Genomic DNA, 19,529 nt, shown 5'->3' on the forward strand with positions numbered 1-19,529 from the left:
CATGAATTTCCATGAGGTTAGATTTCCCGCCAGCTTGAGCTTTGGTTCGGTTGGCGGCCCCGAGCGGCGCACAGATATCGTGACACTGGCCAACGGGTTTGAAGAACGCAACACGCCCTGGGCCCATTCAAGACGACGCTATGATGCCGGGCTCGGGATGCGCTCGCTTGACGATATCGAAGCGCTGATTTCGTTCTTCGAGGCGCGGCAGGGGCAGATGTTCGGATTTCGGTGGAAGGATTGGTCTGACTTCAAGTCGGGCGCAGCAACGGCTGAGGTAGACAATGCCGATCAGGTCATTGCACGTGGCGACGGCAAGACGACCGAGTTCCAGTTGTTGAAAACCTACAACTCTGGCGGGTTCAAATACGTCCGTCCGATCCTCAAGCCAGTTCTAGGGACCGTCAAACTTGGCCTTGAGCAGGACGAAATGCGCGAAGGCGTGGATTTCGAGGTAGATCTGGCGCGGGGCCAGGTCACGTTTACGAACGCGCCACCGCAAGACGTCGAGATTACGGCAGGGTTCGAATTTGACGTGCCCGTTCGTTTTGACACCGACAAGATCCAGACCAGCGTGGCCAGCTTTCAGGCAGGCGACGTGCCCAACGTTCCGGTGGTCGAGGTGCGGGTCTGATGGGCGGTAATGCACAGGGGTTGCAGGAGCACCTGCAAAGCGGGATGACGACAACCTGTCGATGCTGGGCCATCACGCGCACGGATGGGCAGGTTTACGGCTTTACCGATCATGATATGGAGCTGCGCTTTGACGGGCTGGTCTTCAAGGCGAGCAGTGGTCTGACCGCGGCAGCGATCGAACAGGCGACAGGCCTTTCGATTGACAACTCCGAGGCGATGGGCGCGCTGTCTGATGCGGCAATCAGGGAAGAAGACATCGAAGCCGGGCGGTTTGACGGCGCTCAGGTACGGGCCTGGCTGGTGAACTGGGTGAACCCTGAACAAAGGGTATTACAGTTTCGTGGCTCGATCGGGGAAATGCGGCGCGGTGGCGGGGCGTTTCACGCTGAGTTGCGAGGGTTGACCGATCTGCTGAACCGGCCCTTGGGGCGGATTTACCAAAAGCCATGCACCGCAGTGCTGGGCGACGGCGCTTGCCGATTCAACGTGGCAACGCCCGGTTTTCAGGCAGAAGCGGAGATCGTCAGTCTGTCGTCGGGCAGTTTGCTTCAACTGAAAGGGGCGGACGCGCCGGATATGGCATGGTTCGAACGTGGTCGTTTGGATGTGATTTCCGGCACGGCCTCGGGTCTTTGGGCGTCGGTGAAACAGGATGAGCGTATTCCGGGGGGGCGCAATGTCACCTTATGGACGGGGATCAGTGGCGGGCTGACAGTCGGTGATCGTGTCCGGCTGACCGCCGGGTGCGATAAACGTATGGAGACCTGTCGAAGAAAGTTCAACAACCTCATCAATTTCCAAGGTTTTCCGGACTTACCAGGCGAGGATTGGGTGATGGCTGTTCCTAAGAAAGACAAACCGAATAAAGGGGGCAGCAGACGATGACAGTAGACCGGCAGGACATAGTTGCAGAAGCGCGCCGATGGCTAGGCACGCCGTATGTGCATCAGGCGTCCGTCAGGGGCGCGGGGGCGGATTGTTTGGGATTGCTACGCGGCATCTGGCGCGCGCTGTACGGAGCTGAGCCGGAGTCCGTGCCGAACTACAGCATGGACTGGTCAGAGCCACAGGGGGATGAACGCATGTGGGATGCGGCCCGCCGAAATTTGACATCAAAGCGGCCCTCGGAACTGGCAGTAGGCGACGTTTTGCTGTTCCGCATGCGTGATGGCGGCGTCGCCAAACATGTGGGTGTTGTCAGCGAAACCGGCGCGGTCCCTCGGTTCATTCACGCATATTCCGGGCACGGAGTTGTAGAAAACGCCCTGAGCGACCCTTGGCGTCGCCGGGTTGTCGCCTGTTTCGCATTCCCGCCGGAGGTCAAGTAAATGGCTACGATTGTACTTTCCGCAGCAGGCGCTGCCCTTGGTGGCTCGATCGGTGGCACTGTCGCGGGTCTTTCCACGGCAATCATTGGCCGGGCTGTCGGCGCGACTTTGGGGCGGGTAATCGACCAGCGGTTGATGAGTCAATCTGTGATGGGTGGCGGCAGCGAGGTTGTCGAAACCGGGCGTCTGGATCGTTTCCGCCTGACCGAAACCGGAGAGGGGGCTTCGGTCACTACCGTGTTCGGCCGTATGCGTGTTGGCGGGCAGATCATCTGGGCATCGGACTTTCTGGAAACCCGCAGCACCAGCACGACAACCCAATCCACGCGGGGTGGAAAAGGGTCTCGTCGGCCAAGCTCGGCCACAACAACCACGACCACGCATACCTACAGCTATTCGATCTCGCTGGCGATTGCCGTGGGCGCTGGGCAGATCTCCGACATCTCACGTATCTGGGCCGATGGTGAAGAGCTTGAGCGCGTCGGGCTGAATATGCGCCTGTACAAGGGCACCGACAATCAATTGCCTGACCCGTTGATCGAGGCGGTCGAGGGCACCGGACAGGTCCCTGCGTACCGGGGCACCGCATATGTGGTGATCGAGGACCTACAGCTTGCTGCATTCGGCAACCGGGTCCCGCAGTTTTCCTTTGAGGTTGTCCGACAGGAACAGCCGGGGCTGCCCGACACACTCGGTGCTGTATCCCAGATCGTGCGCGGCGTGGCGATGATCCCGGGTACGGGCGAATATTCTCTGGCCAGCAGGCAGGTGAATTATTCCAAAGGGCAGGGGCAAAGCTGGGCTGCGAACGTGCATTCGGCTTCGGGCGTTTCCGATCTGATCACCTCAACTCACGCGCTGAATGCTGAATTACCCGCCTGCGAAGCGGTGTCGCTTGTCGTGTCGTGGTTTGGCGACGATCTGCGGTGCGGTCAGTGCAAGGTGCAGCCAAAGGTCCTGCACAAAGAGTTTGATGGCGAGAACATGCCGTGGAGCGTATCAGGCGTATCCCGAGCTGCTGCACAGGTTGTTCAGATCGAAAATGATCGACCAGTATATGGGGCGACACCTGCGGATGCGTCGGTGGTCGAGGCGATCCGGCATCTGAACACATCCGGCAAGCGGGTGATGTTCTATCCCTTCATCTTGATGGACCAGTTGCGCGGCAATGGCCTGCCGGATCCGTGGTCTGATGCCACCGATCAACCGCACCTGCCTTGGCGAGGGCGGATCACGCTGAGCCAGGCACCAGGCCGCAACGGATCTCCGGATAAGACAGCCGGGGCTGACGCGCAGGTTGCGCAATTCTTTGGCCAGGCCCGCGCTGGTGACTTTGTCGTCGCCGATGGCACCGTCACCTATACCGGCCCGCAAGAATGGGGTTTGTTCCGCTTCATTTTGCACTATGCGGCGCTCTGCAAGGCAGCTGGCGGTGTGTCGTCGTTCTGCATCGCATCCGAGATGCGCGGCCTGACGCAAATCAGGGGCGCGACCGGGTTTCCTGCGGTGGCGCAGATGCAGATCCTCGCGGCTGAAGTGCGCAAAATCCTGGGGCCGGATACCAAAATCGGCTACGCGGCCGACTGGAGCGAGTATTTCGGTTACAAACCCGTCGATGCTGGCAGCGACCGGTACTTTCATCTGGATCCGCTTTGGGCCGATGACAATATCGACTTCGTTGGTATCGACAACTACATGCCCCTGTCTGACTGGCGGGACGGAGAAGATCACGCCGACGCCAAAGCGGGCGTAGATGCGATCTATGATCTGGACTACCTGCGCGGCAATGTTGAAGGTGGGGAAGGGTACGACTGGTACTACGCCTCGACCGAGGAATCCAAAGCGCAGATCCGGTCAGCGATCGAAGATCAGGCGCATGATGAGGCATGGATCTGGCGATACAAGGATATTCGCAACTGGTGGTCGCAACCGCATCACGAACGGATCGGAGGCGTGCGTCAAGCCAATCGGACCGCATGGGTGCCTCGGTCCAAGCCGATCTGGTTCACGGAACTGGGTTGTGCGGCCATCGACAAAGGCACCAATCAGCCGAACAAGTTTCTGGACCCGAAATCCTCGGAATCCAAGCTGCCGCGCTATTCCAACGGTCTGCGGGATGATTTCATTCAGGTGCAATATCTCAAGGCGATTTTGGGCTATTGGTCCGAGGCAAAAAACAACCCGGTTTCCAATACTTACGGCGGCCGCATGATTGATCTGTCCAATGCCTATCTCTGGGCTTGGGATGCGCGACCATATCCAACCTTCCCGAATCTGCAAAGCCAGTGGAGTGATGGTGAGAACTACGCGCGAGGGCATTGGTTGAACGGGCGGTCGGGGTCGCGCACGCTGGCATCGGTAGTGACCGAGATTTGTCACGGGGCTGGTGTGACCGACATCGACACGTCGCGCCTTTATGGTTTGGTGCGCGGCTATGCTATTGAACAGGTCTCGGACGCGCGATCAGCCTTGCAGCCGCTGATGCTGCGCTATGGTTTCGATGCAATCGAGAGGGATGGCGTATTGCGGTTCCAGATGCGCAATGGGCAACGCGCCATCACACTGAATCAGGAACATCTGGCGCTCAGCTCGGATATTGAGGCCGGTATCGAACATCGCCGCGAAGCTGAGGCTGAAATGACTGGCCGGGTGCGCTTGCGCTTTGTTCAATCGGATGGGGATCATGACATCATCGCGGAAGAGGCCGTTCTGCCCGACACGCGGACCCATTCGGTGTCTGTCAACGAGATGCCCCTGTCCATGACCCGTGCCGAAGGTCGTCAGACGGCGGAACGGTGGCTAAGCGAGGCGCGGGTGTCCCGCGAAACCGTGCGCTTTGCGCTGCCGCCTTCGTTGGGGCACATCGGCGCGGGGGATGTCGTCAGCCTGGGTGAGGGCGGGCAGGGTGCGCGTTTCAGGATCGATCGACTGGAGCAAGCCGAGATGCAATTGGCGGATGCCGTTCGGATCGAACCAGGAATGTACGCGCCGTCTGACCTGCCTGATGACATAGTCTCGACCAAGCCCTTCGTCGCCCCGGTTCCGGTTCTGCCGGTTTTCATGGATCTGCCGCTGATAACCGGCTCAGAGGTGCCGCATGCGCCTTTCCTGGCTGTGTCCGCCGACCCCTGGCCTGGCAGCGCCGCAGTGTATTCGGCCGTGAATGATGAGGATTATACCTTGCAAGAGGTTATCTCGGCACAGGCCGTCATCGGGTTTACTCAATCGCCTTTGCGGCGCGCCGGCGTAGGGGTTTGGGACGACGGTGCGCCGCTGCGCGTCAGGCTGGTCGATGGCTTGCTGGAATCGCGCCCGCGCGACGCTTTGTTGAATGGTGCCAATCTGGCCGCAATAGGGGACGGGACGCCCGGCAACTGGGAACTGTTCCAGTTCGCCAGCGCCGAACTTGTGGGTCAGGGGACCTACGCCCTTTCAGGGCGCCTGCGCGGGCAATTGGGGACGGACAGTGTCATGCCCGACACCTGGCCTGAAGGTTCAACTTTTGTCTTGCTGGATGAAAGAGTTTTCCAAACCGGGTTGCTGCGGTCTGAACGGCGCGTGGCGAAACATTATCGCATTGGGCCGGGAACACGTGCCTACGACGATCCTTCTTTCCTCCACCAGGTTCACGCCTTCGACGGCAACGGACTTCGGCCATATGCTCCGGTACATGTCAAATCGGCAAAAATCGGAGCGGGTGACGAAATTTCGTGGATCCGTCGAACCCGGCTGGACGGCGATGGCTGGGATGGATTTGACGTGCCGTTGGGGGAAGAGACTGAATCCTATCTGGTGAAAATCAGGATCAACGGGTCAGCAATACGCGAACAGGTTACGTCAGAGCCGCGCTGGACATACCCATCTACGATGAAAGCCGCCGATGGCGTAACCGGCACTTACGAGGTTGATGTGGCACAGATCTCAGCCAGCTACGGGCCGGGTCCCGCCGCACGTCTTCTGGTTGGGTAAGGCACGTATGCGTCCTGTTTTGCACGGCGATGTAAGTGCCGCGGCGCGGGTGTTGCTAAACGCGCCGCCTTCCGACCGGGAACGCCTGTGCACCAGAATGATCAACGAAGCTGAACTGGCCGACATCTATGTCGGCAATACAGGCCGGCTACACCCGCTGTTTGGTAATGGCTCATTGATGACAGTGGCCCGAACCCGGCCATTAGCCAACGAGCCAAGCTTTGACGATTTGCAATATTGCCAGTGTTTTGAGATGGTTCTGCGATGCCTGGTTCAATTCCGCGTTACCCGGATGCGCAGCTGACGCACTTGCTGGCCGCTGGATCAAGGTTCAGACGACCAACCGGAATCTCTTCGCCGCAATCCTCGCAATACCCGAATTCACCATCCTTGACCCGGGTCAGGGCCACTGACAATCGGCGTGTTTCGATATCCCGATTCGCTTGCTGAGCCTTGGCCATGGCCTGATTTTGCAGGGCGTCCATCCGGCTGAGCCGCCCGACTGCCTGTTGGTCCAGTTCAACAACTGCTTGTGCCTCGGTTCCAAGCGCAGAATGTGCGGCCAATTCGTCCAATCGCGCGCGGATACGGGCTTCGAAATCCTCCAACTGGGCTTCATTCATTTTCGTTGCCCTGCAGATCACGGGTTTGCGTTTGGTGATTTTACAACTAAATGGCATTCTAGGCGCAGCAAAGGATGAAAAGCCATGTTCGAAACGCGCAGCCACGTGACCCCCGTCGACCCTGTTTGGGATCGCATCACCGCCGAAGCTCAGTCGGCAGTTGAGATTGAGCCTTTGATGGGTGGGCTGGTTCACGCCTGTATCTTGCACCATCGCAGCCTGGAACGGGCGCTGTCCTACCGGATTGCGGCCAAGCTGTGCTCGAACGAAATGTCGATGATGGTACTGCGCGAGATCGTGGACGAAGCCTATGCCGACGACCCCGCACTGCTCGAAGCTGCGCGCGCGGATTTGATGGCCGTCTACGAACGCGACCCGGCCTGCCACCGCCTGTTGCAACCAATCCTTTACTTCAAAGGGTATCAGGCGATGCAAGCCTATCGCGTGGGGCACTGGTTGTGGCGCAAGGGGCGTTACGATCTGGCGTATTTCTTTCAGATGCGCTCGTCCGAGATTTTCGGGATTGATATCCACCCCGCGGCAAAGATCGGCAAAGGTATCATGATCGACCACGCGCATTCGATCGTGATTGGTGAAACGGCGATCGTTGGCGACAACGTCTCGATGTTGCATTCGGTGACCCTTGGCGGGACCGGCAAGGAAGAAGAACAGCGCCACCCCACGATTGGCGATGGGGTGCTGATCGGGGCAGGTGCCAAAGTTCTGGGCAATATCGTAGTTGGCCACTGCAGTCGTATTGCTGCAGGCTCGGTGGTGCTGCAGGAAGTGCCTGCTTGCAAAACCGTGGCTGGAATACCGGCCAAGATCGTCGGAGAGGCCGGGTGCGATCAACCCTCGATCTCGATGGATCACATGCTGGGCAAAGACCAGTAACTCAAGTCAGTTCAAGCGGTCGTTCTTTTTGATCGACCGCTTGCGCCGCCGTTCTTCACGCCGCTTTTTTCGTTCTTCTTTCCTTTTCGCGCGTTCAGCTTCACTTTTGGCCGTCTCGGCTGGATCAGAACTGAAGGCGGAATGTTCACCCGGATAGGTATTTGGCTTCGCCGCCGCAACCGTCGGCATACCAAACACAAGTGTTGTAACCAGCAAGAAGTTTACCGAATAGGTGGAAGTCATAGGTCGCCTGTGTCCGTGATTTTCATTCAGACAAGGTGGTTGACGGTAGTCGTCGGCGCAACACGCGCGGTGATCACAAGCTCTCACATGACGGTTGTGATCTGGTTGGGTCGCGCCGGTCTGGTATCGGCGCGACCCTGATTTTCCTTAGGCCAGCATGACCATCGGGTTTTCCAGGTTGTCCACAATGGCTTGCAGCAACTGGGCGCCAAGCGCACCGTCAATGACTCGATGATCGACAGACATTGTCACCGACATAACAGTAGCTACTGTCAGTTCACCGTCATCGCCGACAACCGGTTTTTTCAGCCCGGTTCCCACTGCCAAGATGCCTGCATGCGGCGGGTTCACGATGGCGTCGAAATTGTCGATACCGAACATGCCAAGGTTCGAGACCGCGAATGTGCCGCCCTGATATTCATGCGGTGCCAGCTTGCGTTCGCGGGCACGCCCGGCAAGGTCCTTCATCTCGGTCGACAATGCGGACAGCGATTTAGTGTCGGCGTCTTGCAGAACCGGAGTAAACAATCCGCCTTCGATGGCGACTGCGACAGCCACGTCCGAGGGCTTAAGCTGCAGAACCCGATCACCGGCCCAGACGGCGTTACATTCGGGAACCTGTTGCAGCGCGTTGGCGACAGCCTTGATGATGAAGTCGTTGACGCTCAACTTTACGCCGCGGCCTTCCAACTGCTTGTTCAGCTGGCTGCGGAACTTGAGCAACGCGTCCAGCTTGATATCGCGGCGCAGGTAGAAATGCGGGATCGTCTGCTTGGCCTCGGACAGGCGGGCAGCGATGGTCTTGCGCATCCCGTCAAGCTTGATCTCTTCGTAGTCGCGACCTTCGTACATCCGGGCAACAGCATCCGCGGACGGACCGGCCGGAGCTGCGGCGGCTGCCGGTGCAGCAGCGGCGGGTGCGGATGCGGCAGCCGGAGCCGGGGCAGTTGCAGTTGCGCCTTCGACATCTGCTTTCACGATCCGCCCATGTGGGCCAGAACCAGCGATCTGCGCCAGATCCAGACCTTTCTGGGCCGCGATACGGCGGGCCAGAGGAGATGCGAAGATCCGACCGCCATCCGCCTTGGCCGGAGCAGCCGAAGCAGGGGCGGGCGCCTCGGGTGCAGCTGGCGCGGCAGCCTCGTTGCTCGCGGAAGCAGCAGGAGCAGCCGCCGGCGCAGCGGCAATGTCATCCGCGCTTTCGCCGTCTTCCAGCAGCACCGCGATCGCGGTGTTTACTTTGACCCCTTCGGTGCCTTCGGGGATCAGGATCTTGCCGATTGTGCCTTCGTCGACGGCCTCGAATTCCATCGTGGCTTTGTCGGTTTCAATCTCCGCCAGCAGGTCGCCGGACGAGACGGTATCGCCTTCCTTGACCAGCCATTTGGCAAGGGTGCCTTCCTCCATGGTCGGCGACAGGGCGGGCATCAGAATTTCCGTGGGCATCTGTCTGTCGCTCCTTACCGGTAGGTCACTTGTTTGACGGCTGCGATCACTTCTTCGGTTGTGATCAGCGCCAGTTTTTCCAGATTTGCGGCATAAGGCATCGGAACATCCTTGCCGGTGCAGTTGATGACCGGCGCGTCGAGGTAATCGAACGCCTCTTGCATCACCACGGATGAGATGTAGCCGCCGACCGAGCCTTGCGGCCAGCCTTCTTCGACGGTCACCAGACGGTTGGTCTTCATCACCGAGTTGATGATCGCGCCTGTGTCCATTGGCCGGATAGTGCGCAGGTCGATCACCTCGGCACTGATACCGTCCTCGGCCAGCTTGTCGGCGGCCTCAAGCGCATATTGCATGCCGATGCCAAAGCTAACGATGGTCACGTCCGAACCTTCGCGCCAGATACGTGCCTTGCCCAGCGGGACGGTCAGATCATCCACCTGCGGCATGTCAAAAGAACGGCCGTAAAGGATTTCGTTTTCCAAGAACACAACCGGGTTCGGATCGCGGATCGCTGATTTCAACAGTCCTTTGGCGTCAGCCGCCGAATAAGGCATTACCACTTTCAGGCCAGGCACTTGCATATACCACGCAGCGTAATCCTGGCTGTGCTGCGCACCGACGCGAGCAGCGGCACCGTTGGGGCCACGGAATACGATGGGGCAACCCATCTGACCACCGGACATGTACAGCGTCTTGGCCGCCGAGTTGATGATCTGGTCAATCGCCTGCATGGCGAAGTTGAAGGTCATGAACTCGACAATCGGTTTCAGTCCGGCCATGGCGGATCCGACAGCGATGCCGGCAAACCCGTGTTCGGTAATCGGGGTGTCGATCACGCGCTTGCTGCCGAATTCGTCCAGCATGCCCTGGCTGATTTTGTAGGCGCCCTGATACTCGGCGACTTCTTCGCCCATCAGGTAAACGTCTTCGTCACCACGCATTTCTTCGGCCATCGCGTCGCGCAAAGCTTCACGCACGGTCTGCTGGACCATTGGTGCATCCGCCGGCCAGTCCGGGGAAAGATCCACCTTGGGTGCCGCAGGTGCGGTTGCAGCGGGGGCGGGGGCTTCTGCTGCCAGGGGGGCAGCCTCAGCCACCGCCGCGCCTGCGGGCGCAGCCGCTAGGATGGCCGAGGCGTCTTCGCCTTCTTCAACCAGCACTGCGATAGGGGTGTTCACTTTAACCCCCTCGGTGCCTTCGGCGATCAGGATCTTGCCGACGATGCCTTCATCGACGGCTTCGAACTCCATCGTCGCCTTGTCGGTTTCGATCTCGGCCATAATATCGCCGCTGGATACGGTGTCGCCTTCCTTGATCAGCCACTTGGCCAATGTGCCCTCTTCCATTGTGGGCGAAAGGGCGGGCATGAGAATTTCGGTTGCCATGTCTTAATCGTCCTCTCAGGCGTAAATGTCGGTCCAGAGCTCTTCGACGGAAGGCTCGGGGCTTTCTTTCGAGAATTCGGCGGCTTGATTGACGATCTCTTTGATCTCTTTGTCGATCGCCTTCAGATCATCCTCGGTCGCGTGTTTGCCGGTCAGCAGCAGTTCGCGCACATGTTCGATCGGGTCGCTTTGTTCGCGGACTTTCTGAACCTCTTCGCGGGTGCGGTACTTGGCCGGGTCGGACATCGAGTGGCCGCGGTAGCGGTAGGTTTTGATCTCAAGAATATAGGGGCCTTTGCCCGCACGGCAGTGCGCGACAGCCTTTTCCCCAGCGGCTTTGACAGCCAGTACATCCATGCCGTTGACGATCTCACCTGGGATGCCGAACGCTTCGCCGCGGTGGTAGATATCTTTGGTCGAGGTCGAGCGCGCCTGCGCCGTACCCATGGCGTATTGGTTGTTCTCGATCACGAACACCACCGGCAGATCCCAAAGGGCGGCCATGTTGAAGGTCTCATAGACCTGGCCCTGGTTCGCAGCGCCGTCACCGAAATAGGTGAAGGTCACGCGACCATTGCCCTTGTACTTGTCCGCAAAGGCCAGTCCCGCACCCAGCGGAACCTGTGCGCCAACGATGCCGTGACCACCATAGAAATGCTTCTCTTTCGAGAACATGTGCATCGAGCCGCCCTTACCTTTGGACAGACCACCGATGCGCCCGGTCAGCTCGGCCATCACGCCGCCTGGATCCATGCCGCAGGCCAACATATGGCCGTGGTCGCGGTATGAGGTAATACGCTTGTCACCTTCTTCGGTCGCAGCCTCAAGGCCGACAACAACGGCCTCTTGGCCGATGTAGAGGTGGCAGAAACCGCCAATCAGACCCATGCCATAGAGCTGACCGGCCTTTTCCTCGAATCGGCGGATCAGCAGCATTTCACGGTAGTATTCGGTAAGTTCTTCCGCAGAAACATTTGGTTTCTTTGTGGTTTTTCGCGCAGCCATTGTGGCGATCTCCCCCTCTCGGCAAGATAGTTTAGCGTTAAACTATCTCATAAAGCATTTGTTGCTTTCTGGCGAGGGGAAATGTGACGCAGCGTCCGGCAAGGCAGAATTCAGCGCGTGATCATGCGGTTAACCCGTGGGGTGGCATCCATTGGTGGGGGGGTCAGCGAATGACGATCTCATCCGAGCGGATCATGCCCAGCACGGACCGCGCCTGCTGATCCAGAAGATCCAGATCCAGGTAATTGTCTGACAGGCGGCGCGTCAGGTTTTCCATTTCCGTGATTTCGGCGTCAAGTTTGGCCAGGTCGCGCGACAGGGCGTCCCGTTCCGCTGCAATCTCGACCCGTCGGAACAGGCCATAGTCGCCCTGCACGGCGGCGAAGGTGAAATAAACACTCAGCGTGAAAGCCACCATGAAGAATACAACTGAGCCCAAACCGGGCCGATGGGAACGGGACACTCTGTTTACCGCCGTATGAAGTCTGCCTCAAAAACGTGCCCTTTTCGGACATCTGCCTGCACTATGTCACAGGTGATTCGGCTTGTGAATCCCTCGATTCGCAATTTTTGATGATCAGCAGAAAAAATATGTTCGCCTGATGAATTTGGCTGGGAAAAAAGCGGTTATCGCCAGGCTTCCAGCGCCTGGTTGCGTTGCAGGGTTTGTTCTTCCATGCAGGCCCAATAGAACATGGGGGCCGCGCTACCGTCGCTGTCCAGCTCGGGGTCACAGGTCACGTCACGGCGTTTCAGCCAAGCGCGTTGCTCGGTCAGCAGGGCTTGGCCATCACCGCGCGCGTCCGATGCGGGTTTGATCTCTGACCAAAGGCGGTTCAGCTCTTGATCTGCAATTTCCCATTTTTCTTTGGCGCAGAAATTGGCGTCAACCTGTGTTTGGCCATCGCAATGGGATTGCGCATATGTCGTGATGGGCAGCAGAGTGGTGGCAAGGACGGCAATAGCTTTCATGGCACATCTCCCGGTTTGACAGAGAGAGTACCATGAATGCCGATTGCCAGACAGACAGGGGTTACTGATCCAGTGCCGCGACGCCGGGAAGAATTTTGCCTTCCATCCATTCCAGGAACGCGCCACCGGCAGTCGAGATGTAAGAGAAATCCTTTGCGGCACCGGACGCATTCAGCGCAGCGACCGTGTCACCACCGCCTGCGACCGACACAAGCTGTCCGGACCGTGTCAGTTCGGCCGCCTTCAAGGCCGCTGCGTTGGTCGCGGCATCAAAGGGTTCAATCTCGAACGCGCCCAGCGGACCGTTCCAGATGAGCGTTTGGCTCTTCTCAAAAATCGCGGTGATTTCAGCAACAGTCTCGGGACCGGCGTCAAGGATCATGCCGTCTGCAGGGCATTGATCGGCTGGCAGGACCTGATTGGGGGCGTGGGCCTCGAACTTTTCAGCGACGACGACATCGCGAGGTAGGACGATCTGGCAGCCGGTCGTTTCGGCCTTGGCCAGGATCTCGGCCGCCGTGTCTTTCATCGCGGTTTCCGCCAGCGATTTGCCGACATTCACGCCTTGTGCGACAAGGAAGGTGTTCGCCATGCCCCCGCCGATGATCAGGTAATCCACCTTTTCGATCAGGTTGCCCAACAGGTCCAACTTGGTCGAAACCTTGGCACCGCCGACAACCGCAGTAACCGGGCGTTTAGGCGCGCCTAGCGCGGCTTCCAACGCGCTCAGCTCTTGCTGCATCAGGCGGCCCGCGCAGGCGGGCAACAACCGGGCCAGTGCTTCAGTCGAGCTGTGTGCGCGGTGTGCGGCCGAGAAGGCATCATTACAATAGACGTCGCCCATCTTTGCCATGCCGGCCGCCAGTTCCGGGCTGTTTTTGGTTTCCGCCGCGTGAAAGCGCGTGTTTTCCAGCAATAACACTTCGCCAGCGCTGAGGTTTGCTGCCGCTGTTTCCGCCTCGATCCCCACGCAGTCATCGCCAAACCGAACCTTGGTGCCAAAGGCTGCCTCCAATGTCGGAACAAGCTGCTTCAGCGACAGGTTTTGGCGACGTTCGCCGCCCGGACGCCCGAAATGCGCCAGCAGGATGGGCTTGCCGCCAGCGGCCAAGATGTCCTTCACGGTCGGCACGATGCGCTCGATACGGGTGGCGTCGGTCACCACGCCGTCGACTACCGGCACGTTGATATCCACGCGCACCAACACGCGTTTGCCGTTCAGGTCCATGTCGTCCAGTGTTTTCCAGCCCATCGCGCAATCCTCGACAAATATGAAAGTGACTTAGGCGGTTCTTTTCCTGCATTTTGCCGTCAGGTCAATGCGTCACTTGGCATTCCCGCGCCCTGCGCATAGGTATTTGCGCAAGATAAAACGACAGGAGGGCCTAATGGCCGAGATCAAGGATCCCGAAAACACAATCATCGTCGAACTCAAAGACGGCAATGTCGTCATCGAGCTGTTGCCGGATGTAGCGCCCCAGCACAGCGCTCGCATGAAAGAACTGGCGCGCAGTGGTGAGTATGACAACGTGGCCTTTCACCGTGTGATCGATGGTTTCATGGCGCAGACCGGCGATGTTCAGCACGGCGACATGGAAGACGGGTTCAACCTGCGTATGGCGGGTACCGGCGGGTCGTCTCTGCCCAACGTTCCGGCGGAATTCTCGAAGCTGCCGCATGACCGCGGCACGCTGGGCGCAGCCCGTTCGCAGAACCCGGATTCGGCCAACTCGCAGTTCTTCATCAACTTCAAGGACAACCACTTCCTGAACGGTCAGTACACCGTTTACGGTCGCGTCATCGACGGGATGGAGCATGTGGACGCCATCGTTCGTGGCGAGCCGCCGATGAGTCCTGACCGCATGATCAGCGTCAAGGTGGCAGCCGATGTATAAACTGGCCGCTGCTTTTGCCTTGTTGGCCAGCCCGGCGCTGGCCACGGGCCTTGAGGTCGAGATCAAAGGTGAGGGGGCCAATGGCACCGTCACTATCGACCTGTTCGATGATCTGGCCCCGAAACATGTCGAGCAAATCGCTGCCCTGGCCAATGAAGGGAAATACGATGGCGTGGTGTTTCACCGCGTGATCGACGGCTTCATGGCTCAGACCGGCGATGTTGAGCATGGCCGTCTGGGCGGCGACTTGCGTCGCGCTGGCACCGGTGGATCTGACCGTGCGGACCTTCCGGCCGAGTTTTCGGATTTCGAATTCGACCGGGGTGTTGTCGGCATGGCGCGGGCGCAAAACCCCAACAGTGCCAACTCGCAATTCTTCATCATGTTCGAGCCGGGCCCGTTCCTGAACGGCCAGTACACGGTTGTTGGTCAGGTGACCGGCGGCATGGACGTGGTAGATGCGATCAAACGCGGTGAGGGACAGAATGGCGCGGTGATCGGCCAGCCGGACGTGATGAAAAAAGTCACCGTTACCGAATGATCTTTGAACCCGGCGCTTACTCCAGCGCCGGGTTTCTCGTCATTGATCGATGAAGTTTCGGATCGCTTGCGTGTAAGTATCCGGATCCTGAAATGACGCAAAGTGACTGACGTCTTTCAAAATCAATAGTTCAGCGTCCGGGATCGCCTCGGCAATCGCCTGTGAGTGTTCGGTCAGAATTGCTTCGTCATGTTCGCTCTGCACGACCAGAGTGGGCACGGTTACGGATTGCAGCCCCTCAAGCCCTCCGGGCTTTTCCGTCGCCCACATGGCTGCGACACCGCCCAGAAACGCTTCGAACCCGTCCGGAGTGGGGGACATGGCGGCATAGTCCCCGGCCATCATCCCGACGTAAGTTCCAAAGACTTCGTTGGTTTCGACTGAAGGGTCAATCCCATCCAAAGTAACGTTGCCCGCATGGGCGAAATGGCTGGCAAGACGATCCGGCGCCGTGGTCGAGATCGTGTAGCCAATGTTGGCACCGTCAGACCATCCGACCAGATTTACTTGCTCAACATTCAGATGATCCAGCAGCGCCAGATAGTCCTGCGCCAACAGTTCGTAGCTGTAGGTGCTGCCGTCATTGGTTGAACGGCCGTGCCCCCGCGTATCCGCCACAATCACGCTGTGGTCACTGGCCAGATCAGCCACTTGCGCTGCCCAGATATCGCCATGCGCCAGACCGCCATGGATTAGCAGCACGGGCGTGCCCTCTGCCGATCCATAGGTGGCGTAATACATATCTATGCCATTCACGCTGGCGGTACCACTGGACGCGGCCTTGGGCATGGCAGGCGTTTCGGGGATTGTCAGCCAAGCATCCTGTGCCAGTCCCGCTGTCGCGGTCAACGTCATCGCAGTGACCATCAGTGTTCGAAGCATGTCTACCTCCCTGGTTTCGCGTCGTCTCGTCAGGGATGATAGCTTAGGAAGAGGAAAGCGGGGGAAATAATCCCCCGCTTGGCCTTTAGTCGTCTGTTGTCATCGCCTTCCAGATCAATGCGCCGATTGCGCCACCGATCAGGGGTGCAACCCAGAACAGCCAGAGCTGCCCAAGGGCAGGCGCGTCCGCGAACAAAGCAACCCCTGTGGACCGGGCCGGGTTGACCGATGTGTTGGTCACCGGGATCGAGATCAGGTGGATCAATGTCAAACCAAGCCCGATGGCGATGGGGCCGAACCCGGCAGGAGCGCCGCTGGAAGTGGCCCCCAGGATGATGATGATGAAGAACGCAGTCATGACGATCTCGATCACCAGAGCGGACATCATTGAATAGCCCTCGGGTGATGCCTCACCATAGCCGTTCGAGGCAAACCCACCCACGCCGTCAAAGCCGGGCGCGCCGCTGACGATTAGATACAAGACAGCAGCCGCAGCAATTGCGCCGATGACCTGGGCGATCCAATAAGGGATAAGGTCCTTCGCCGGAAACCGTCCCCCGATCATCAGCCCAAGGCTGACTGCAGGATTGAAATGGCCGCCCGAGATATGCCCGACGGCATAGGCCATCGTCAGAACGGTGAGGCCGAAGGCAAAGGAAACGCCCAGCCAACCGATGCCCACATCGGCGACCCCGGCGGCCAGAACGGCGCTGCCGCAACCGCCCAGAACCAACCAGAACGTACCGAAGAACTCGGCCATGAGTTTTGATGACATGAAAAATCCTCCTGAAAACACTAATTTAAGACTAATTCGAAAATGATGTTTTGTGAAATGTTTGGATAAGGGGAAATTTCACTGGCAGTGGTCAGGAGTGAGGCGGTGGGAGCCTAAGCACGCCTAACCCCAGGCAACCGGGTCCAGTTGGAACAGTTTGGCAAGTTGGTCATAGACCTCAGGGGCCTCAGATTTCAGGTCGCGGGGCTTTTCAAAGAACACCTCGACGGAAACGGCAAAGAATTCTTCATGGCCGGTTGCGCCATAGGCGTCGATTACCGTGCGCCGCCCGCTTTCGACGGCGCGGACAAGGGTGTCATAGGCAGTCAGAAAGACACGCTCCCACTCGGCAAAGCTTTGCCCGTCGCTCAGGATCGGAACGCCGTTGGTGCCACCGGACAGATCGTCTATCTGGTGGGCAAACTCATGCAGTACGACATTCTGCCCGTCATGGTCGTTCAGTGCGCCCAGCTTGCTGTGGGTCCAAGACAGGATAACCGGTCCACGGTCCCAGCTTTCCCCGGTGCGCACGATCTCTTTCTCGCTGACGACGTATCCTTCCTGTCGGCGCTGCCGAGACTTAAAAGCGTTCGGGTAGATCAGGATCGTGGTCAGGTGATCGTACCAGAGGTCGCTGTTTACAATAAGAAGACAGGCCTGCGCGGCGATGGCCAGTTCCATCTCTTCGGTCACGTCCAGCCCGTCGCAACCGAAGAAACGAACCTGATCCAGAAACAGATTCACCTTGCCGTCCAGTTTGACACGCAGGTCTAGGGGCAGGCGGCGGATCAACGGCACTTGCTGCTCGATGAGGATGCGTTGGTGGTCTGTCAGGGGTGTGGACAATAACTGTTGGCGCGCCCGGGACTTGGACCAGTAGCGATACAGTAGGAAACCGGCAATAAGCGCCAAGGCTGTGAAAAAGAACAACATAAAGGTCACTATAAGGACGCGCCGGGCGGTTGGAACCGGAAAACCCAATCGTCCCCGTCAAATGAAAAACGCCGCGGGTTTCCCCGCGGCGTTCGAAACTTGGAAAGTGGTCCGCGTTACTGCTTGACTTCGGCCGCCGGGTTGGCACCCGCCTTGCCGCCGCGGCCCGGGTTCAGAGGGTCGTCCTGACGCTGAACCGAACCTTCGAAATGCGCGCCGCTTTCGATCGCGATGGTCTTGTGGATGATGTCGCCTTCGACACGTGCGGACGAGGTCAGGCGTACCTTCAAACCACGGACACGGCCCACGATGCGGCCGTTGATCACGACGTCATCGGCGGTGACTTCGCCTTTGATGGTGGCAGTCTCACCGATTGTCAGCAGATGCGCACGGATGTCGCCTTCGACAGTGCCTTCGACCTGGATATCGCCCGAGGTCTTCAGGTTGCCCGTGATGTGCAGGTCCGAAGACAGAACCGATGCCGGTGGCTTGGGCTTGGGCGCGGTGCTGGCCTTGTTTTCTGCCGGTGCAGGGGCCGCCGGTGTCGCCGGTGCAGCGGGTTTTGCCGCCTCGGGTGCAGAGGACGAGGGCTCGTTGATTTTGCTCTTAGAAAACATTTCTCGCAGCCTTGATGTAAGTCATTGGGTTAACAGGTTTTCCGTTCACGCGAACTTCATAGTGCAGGTGCGTGCCGGTCGACCGTCCGGTGCTACCCATATCAGCAATATGATCCCCGCGCGAGACCCTTTGACCAACCTTCACGCGTATCTTCGTGTTATGGGCATAAAGTGTCTCAATTCCGAACGCGTGCTTGATTTTTACCAGCCGTCCAAACCCGGACTGCCAGCCGGTATGGGTGACCACACCGTCGGCGGTGGCAAAAATGTCGGTGCCATGGGCACCTGCGAAATCAGCGCCGTTATGCATGCGGCGACCACCTGTCTTGGGGTCTCGACGCGTCCCGTAACCGCTCGTGAATCGCACGACGGAATTGACGGGGCTTGCAAACGGCGCTTTCTCTGCAGCAATTCGGTACAGGTTCAACTGATCCATCTGTTGCAACAGAGTATTTGCGCGGATCTCGTCGGGGGTCAGTTCCTCACCGCGCGTGCTGAAAGAAATAGGGGTTAGGGGGCCGCCCATGCCGCTATAGCCGCGGCGGACTTCTTCGATGATGCGGTCGGTGGGCATGCCGGCCTGGCGGAACATCTTGTCCAGTGGTTCGACCGAGATCACCATCGCTTCTTCCAACTGGCGGAAGATCTCGTCGCTGCGTTCCTGCATCAGCCGGATTTCCAACTCAAGATCGTCACGCTGTTCCAGCGCGTCCTTGGCATTGGCGGCAATCTGGTCGCGTTCCTCGGCGGTGCGGGACAGCGCCTCGGTCATAAAGTTCATCTGCTCGGGGTTGGCAACGGCGGCCATGTACATGTCGCCTTCGCCCGCTTCCTGCTGAAGCGTAACCAGTTCTGTACGTGCTTCTTCGCGCTGTTTCATGGTAGCGCGCAGCGTGGTCTGGATAACCTCGATCCCGGTCTCAAGCTCGCGGCGGCGGTTTTCCGACGCCAGCAGTTCCGACTGCATGGCCGAAATCTGCTCGAGCGCTGCGTTGAACCGGTCCTGTGCCGCCAAAGCCTCCTGCGCTCGGACGTCCCGTTCCGTGGACATGATGTTCAGTCGTTCCTGATAGGTCGCCTGATCACGCTTTGCCTGTTCCCGGAAGTTTCCCGACCCGATGCTGTCCATCAACAGTATCGCAGTCGCGACAGCTGTCCATCCCACGAACAAGGCGACACCAGCAACGGCTATGACCTGCGTTTCCGAGCTTAGCCGAATAAACCGCGTATCATTGTCGGATTTCAGAAAGACACGGCGTTCGGGAAAATGCCGCTCGAACAATGAATGTAATTTGATTGCCAGACGTGTTCTCACGCGTCCTACCTCTCCATCCCCTAAAGATCGGGACCGGTCGTGAGTGATAGCCGTCCCTTGGGCGAAG

General features: G+C 58.8%; 21 protein-coding genes. 8 read left to right on the forward strand and 13 right to left on the reverse strand.

Going from position 1 to position 19,529, the window contains the following annotated elements; translation table 11 throughout:
- The first annotated feature begins 1 nt into the window (after position 1).
- Genes AC2FI9_RS08195 through AC2FI9_RS08215 form a run of 5 tightly spaced genes read left to right on the forward strand, consistent with a single transcriptional unit; the run spans position 2 to position 6,237 of the window.
- A complete protein-coding gene (locus tag AC2FI9_RS08195) occupies positions 2-634 on the forward strand; it encodes a phage distal tail protein, Rcc01695 family (RefSeq protein ID WP_496766981.1) in 633 nt (210 codons plus the stop codon).
- Positions 634-1,521 (forward strand): phage/gene transfer agent baseplate hub protein, encoded by an 888-nt coding sequence (locus tag AC2FI9_RS08200; RefSeq protein ID WP_496766982.1) that lies wholly within the window; start codon positions 634-636, stop codon positions 1,519-1,521. Before AC2FI9_RS08195 ends, AC2FI9_RS08200 begins: the two co-directional genes overlap by 1 nt.
- A complete protein-coding gene (locus tag AC2FI9_RS08205) occupies positions 1,518-1,964 on the forward strand; it encodes an NlpC/P60 family protein (RefSeq protein WP_496766983.1) in 447 nt (148 codons plus the stop codon). The genes AC2FI9_RS08200 and AC2FI9_RS08205 overlap by 4 nt, the downstream gene beginning before the upstream one ends.
- Positions 1,965-5,933: a baseplate multidomain protein megatron gene (locus AC2FI9_RS08210; protein WP_496766984.1), complete on the forward strand. Its 3,969-nt coding sequence runs from the start codon at positions 1,965-1,967 to the stop codon at positions 5,931-5,933.
- A 7-nt stretch (positions 5,934-5,940) separates the two neighbouring features.
- Positions 5,941-6,237, forward strand: a complete 297-nt coding sequence (locus AC2FI9_RS08215) for a DUF7742 family protein (RefSeq protein WP_496766985.1) — start codon at positions 5,941-5,943, stop codon at positions 6,235-6,237.
- Here the strand turns inward: AC2FI9_RS08215 and AC2FI9_RS08220 are convergent.
- On the reverse strand, positions 6,218-6,556 hold the full coding sequence (locus tag AC2FI9_RS08220) for a TraR/DksA family transcriptional regulator (protein ID WP_496766986.1): 339 nt from the start codon (positions 6,554-6,556) through the stop codon (positions 6,218-6,220). The genes AC2FI9_RS08215 and AC2FI9_RS08220 overlap by 20 nt on opposite strands.
- Before the next feature lie 84 nt (positions 6,557-6,640).
- Here AC2FI9_RS08220 and cysE point away from each other — a divergent pair, with 84 nt between their 5' ends.
- The gene (gene cysE, locus AC2FI9_RS08225; protein WP_058277511.1) at positions 6,641-7,450 is read left to right on the forward strand and encodes a serine O-acetyltransferase; all 810 of its coding nucleotides are present in this window, start codon (positions 6,641-6,643) and stop codon (positions 7,448-7,450) included.
- Positions 7,451-7,456: 6 nt separating this feature from the next.
- Here the strand turns inward: cysE and AC2FI9_RS08230 are convergent, their stop codons facing one another.
- The 7 genes from AC2FI9_RS08230 to AC2FI9_RS08260 form a co-directional block, all read right to left on the reverse strand.
- Entirely contained in the window at positions 7,457-7,693 is a 237-nt protein-coding gene (locus tag AC2FI9_RS08230; protein ID WP_496766987.1) for a hypothetical protein, read from the reverse strand.
- 147 nt (positions 7,694-7,840) lie between these two features.
- Entirely contained in the window at positions 7,841-9,139 is a 1,299-nt protein-coding gene (locus AC2FI9_RS08235; RefSeq protein WP_496766988.1) for a pyruvate dehydrogenase complex dihydrolipoamide acetyltransferase, read from the reverse strand.
- 14 nt (positions 9,140-9,153) lie between these two features.
- A complete protein-coding gene (locus AC2FI9_RS08240) occupies positions 9,154-10,527 on the reverse strand; it encodes a pyruvate dehydrogenase complex E1 component subunit beta (protein ID WP_496766989.1) in 1,374 nt (457 codons plus the stop codon).
- A gap of 15 nt (positions 10,528-10,542) precedes the next feature.
- A complete protein-coding gene (gene pdhA / locus AC2FI9_RS08245) occupies positions 10,543-11,532 on the reverse strand; it encodes a pyruvate dehydrogenase (acetyl-transferring) E1 component subunit alpha (protein ID WP_058273998.1) in 990 nt (329 codons plus the stop codon).
- A gap of 163 nt (positions 11,533-11,695) precedes the next feature.
- Positions 11,696-11,995, reverse strand: a complete 300-nt coding sequence (locus AC2FI9_RS08250) for an FtsB family cell division protein (protein WP_496766990.1) — start codon at positions 11,993-11,995, stop codon at positions 11,696-11,698.
- Positions 11,996-12,159: 164 nt separating this feature from the next.
- Positions 12,160-12,504 (reverse strand): lysozyme inhibitor LprI family protein, encoded by a 345-nt coding sequence (locus tag AC2FI9_RS08255; RefSeq protein ID WP_496766991.1) that lies wholly within the window; start codon positions 12,502-12,504, stop codon positions 12,160-12,162.
- A 61-nt stretch (positions 12,505-12,565) separates the two neighbouring features.
- Entirely contained in the window at positions 12,566-13,756 is a 1,191-nt protein-coding gene (locus AC2FI9_RS08260) for a phosphoglycerate kinase (RefSeq protein WP_496766992.1), read from the reverse strand.
- Between the two features lie 136 nt (positions 13,757-13,892).
- On the opposite strand from AC2FI9_RS08260, the gene AC2FI9_RS08265 reads away from it, so the two are divergent.
- Positions 13,893-14,399: a peptidylprolyl isomerase gene (locus tag AC2FI9_RS08265; protein ID WP_496723389.1), complete on the forward strand. Its 507-nt coding sequence runs from the start codon at positions 13,893-13,895 to the stop codon at positions 14,397-14,399.
- The gene (locus AC2FI9_RS08270) at positions 14,392-14,940 is read left to right on the forward strand and encodes a peptidylprolyl isomerase (protein WP_496766993.1); all 549 of its coding nucleotides are present in this window, start codon (positions 14,392-14,394) and stop codon (positions 14,938-14,940) included. Before AC2FI9_RS08265 ends, AC2FI9_RS08270 begins: the two co-directional genes overlap by 8 nt.
- 39 nt (positions 14,941-14,979) lie before the next feature.
- Here AC2FI9_RS08270 and AC2FI9_RS08275 read toward each other — a convergent pair whose 3' ends face one another.
- The 5 genes from AC2FI9_RS08275 to AC2FI9_RS08295 all read right to left on the reverse strand — a co-directional run bounded on the left by AC2FI9_RS08275 (position 14,980) and on the right by AC2FI9_RS08295 (position 19,462).
- Positions 14,980-15,822, reverse strand: a complete 843-nt coding sequence (locus AC2FI9_RS08275; protein WP_496723387.1) for an alpha/beta fold hydrolase — start codon at positions 15,820-15,822, stop codon at positions 14,980-14,982.
- Between the two features lie 85 nt (positions 15,823-15,907).
- Positions 15,908-16,597: an aquaporin Z gene (gene aqpZ, locus AC2FI9_RS08280; RefSeq protein ID WP_496723385.1), complete on the reverse strand. Its 690-nt coding sequence runs from the start codon at positions 16,595-16,597 to the stop codon at positions 15,908-15,910.
- Positions 16,598-16,720: 123 nt separating this feature from the next.
- Positions 16,721-17,530, reverse strand: a complete 810-nt coding sequence (locus AC2FI9_RS08285; RefSeq protein ID WP_496766994.1) for a M90 family metallopeptidase — start codon at positions 17,528-17,530, stop codon at positions 16,721-16,723.
- A gap of 116 nt (positions 17,531-17,646) precedes the next feature.
- Complete coding sequence (locus AC2FI9_RS08290) at positions 17,647-18,147, reverse strand: bactofilin family protein (RefSeq protein ID WP_496766995.1); 501 nt, start codon at positions 18,145-18,147, stop codon at positions 17,647-17,649.
- A complete protein-coding gene (locus tag AC2FI9_RS08295) occupies positions 18,137-19,462 on the reverse strand; it encodes a DUF5930 domain-containing protein (protein ID WP_496766996.1) in 1,326 nt (441 codons plus the stop codon). The genes AC2FI9_RS08290 and AC2FI9_RS08295 overlap by 11 nt, the downstream gene beginning before the upstream one ends.
- Between the last annotated feature and the right edge of the window lie 67 nt (positions 19,463-19,529).

Source organism: Ruegeria sp. CDSA246 (assembly GCF_059611225.1).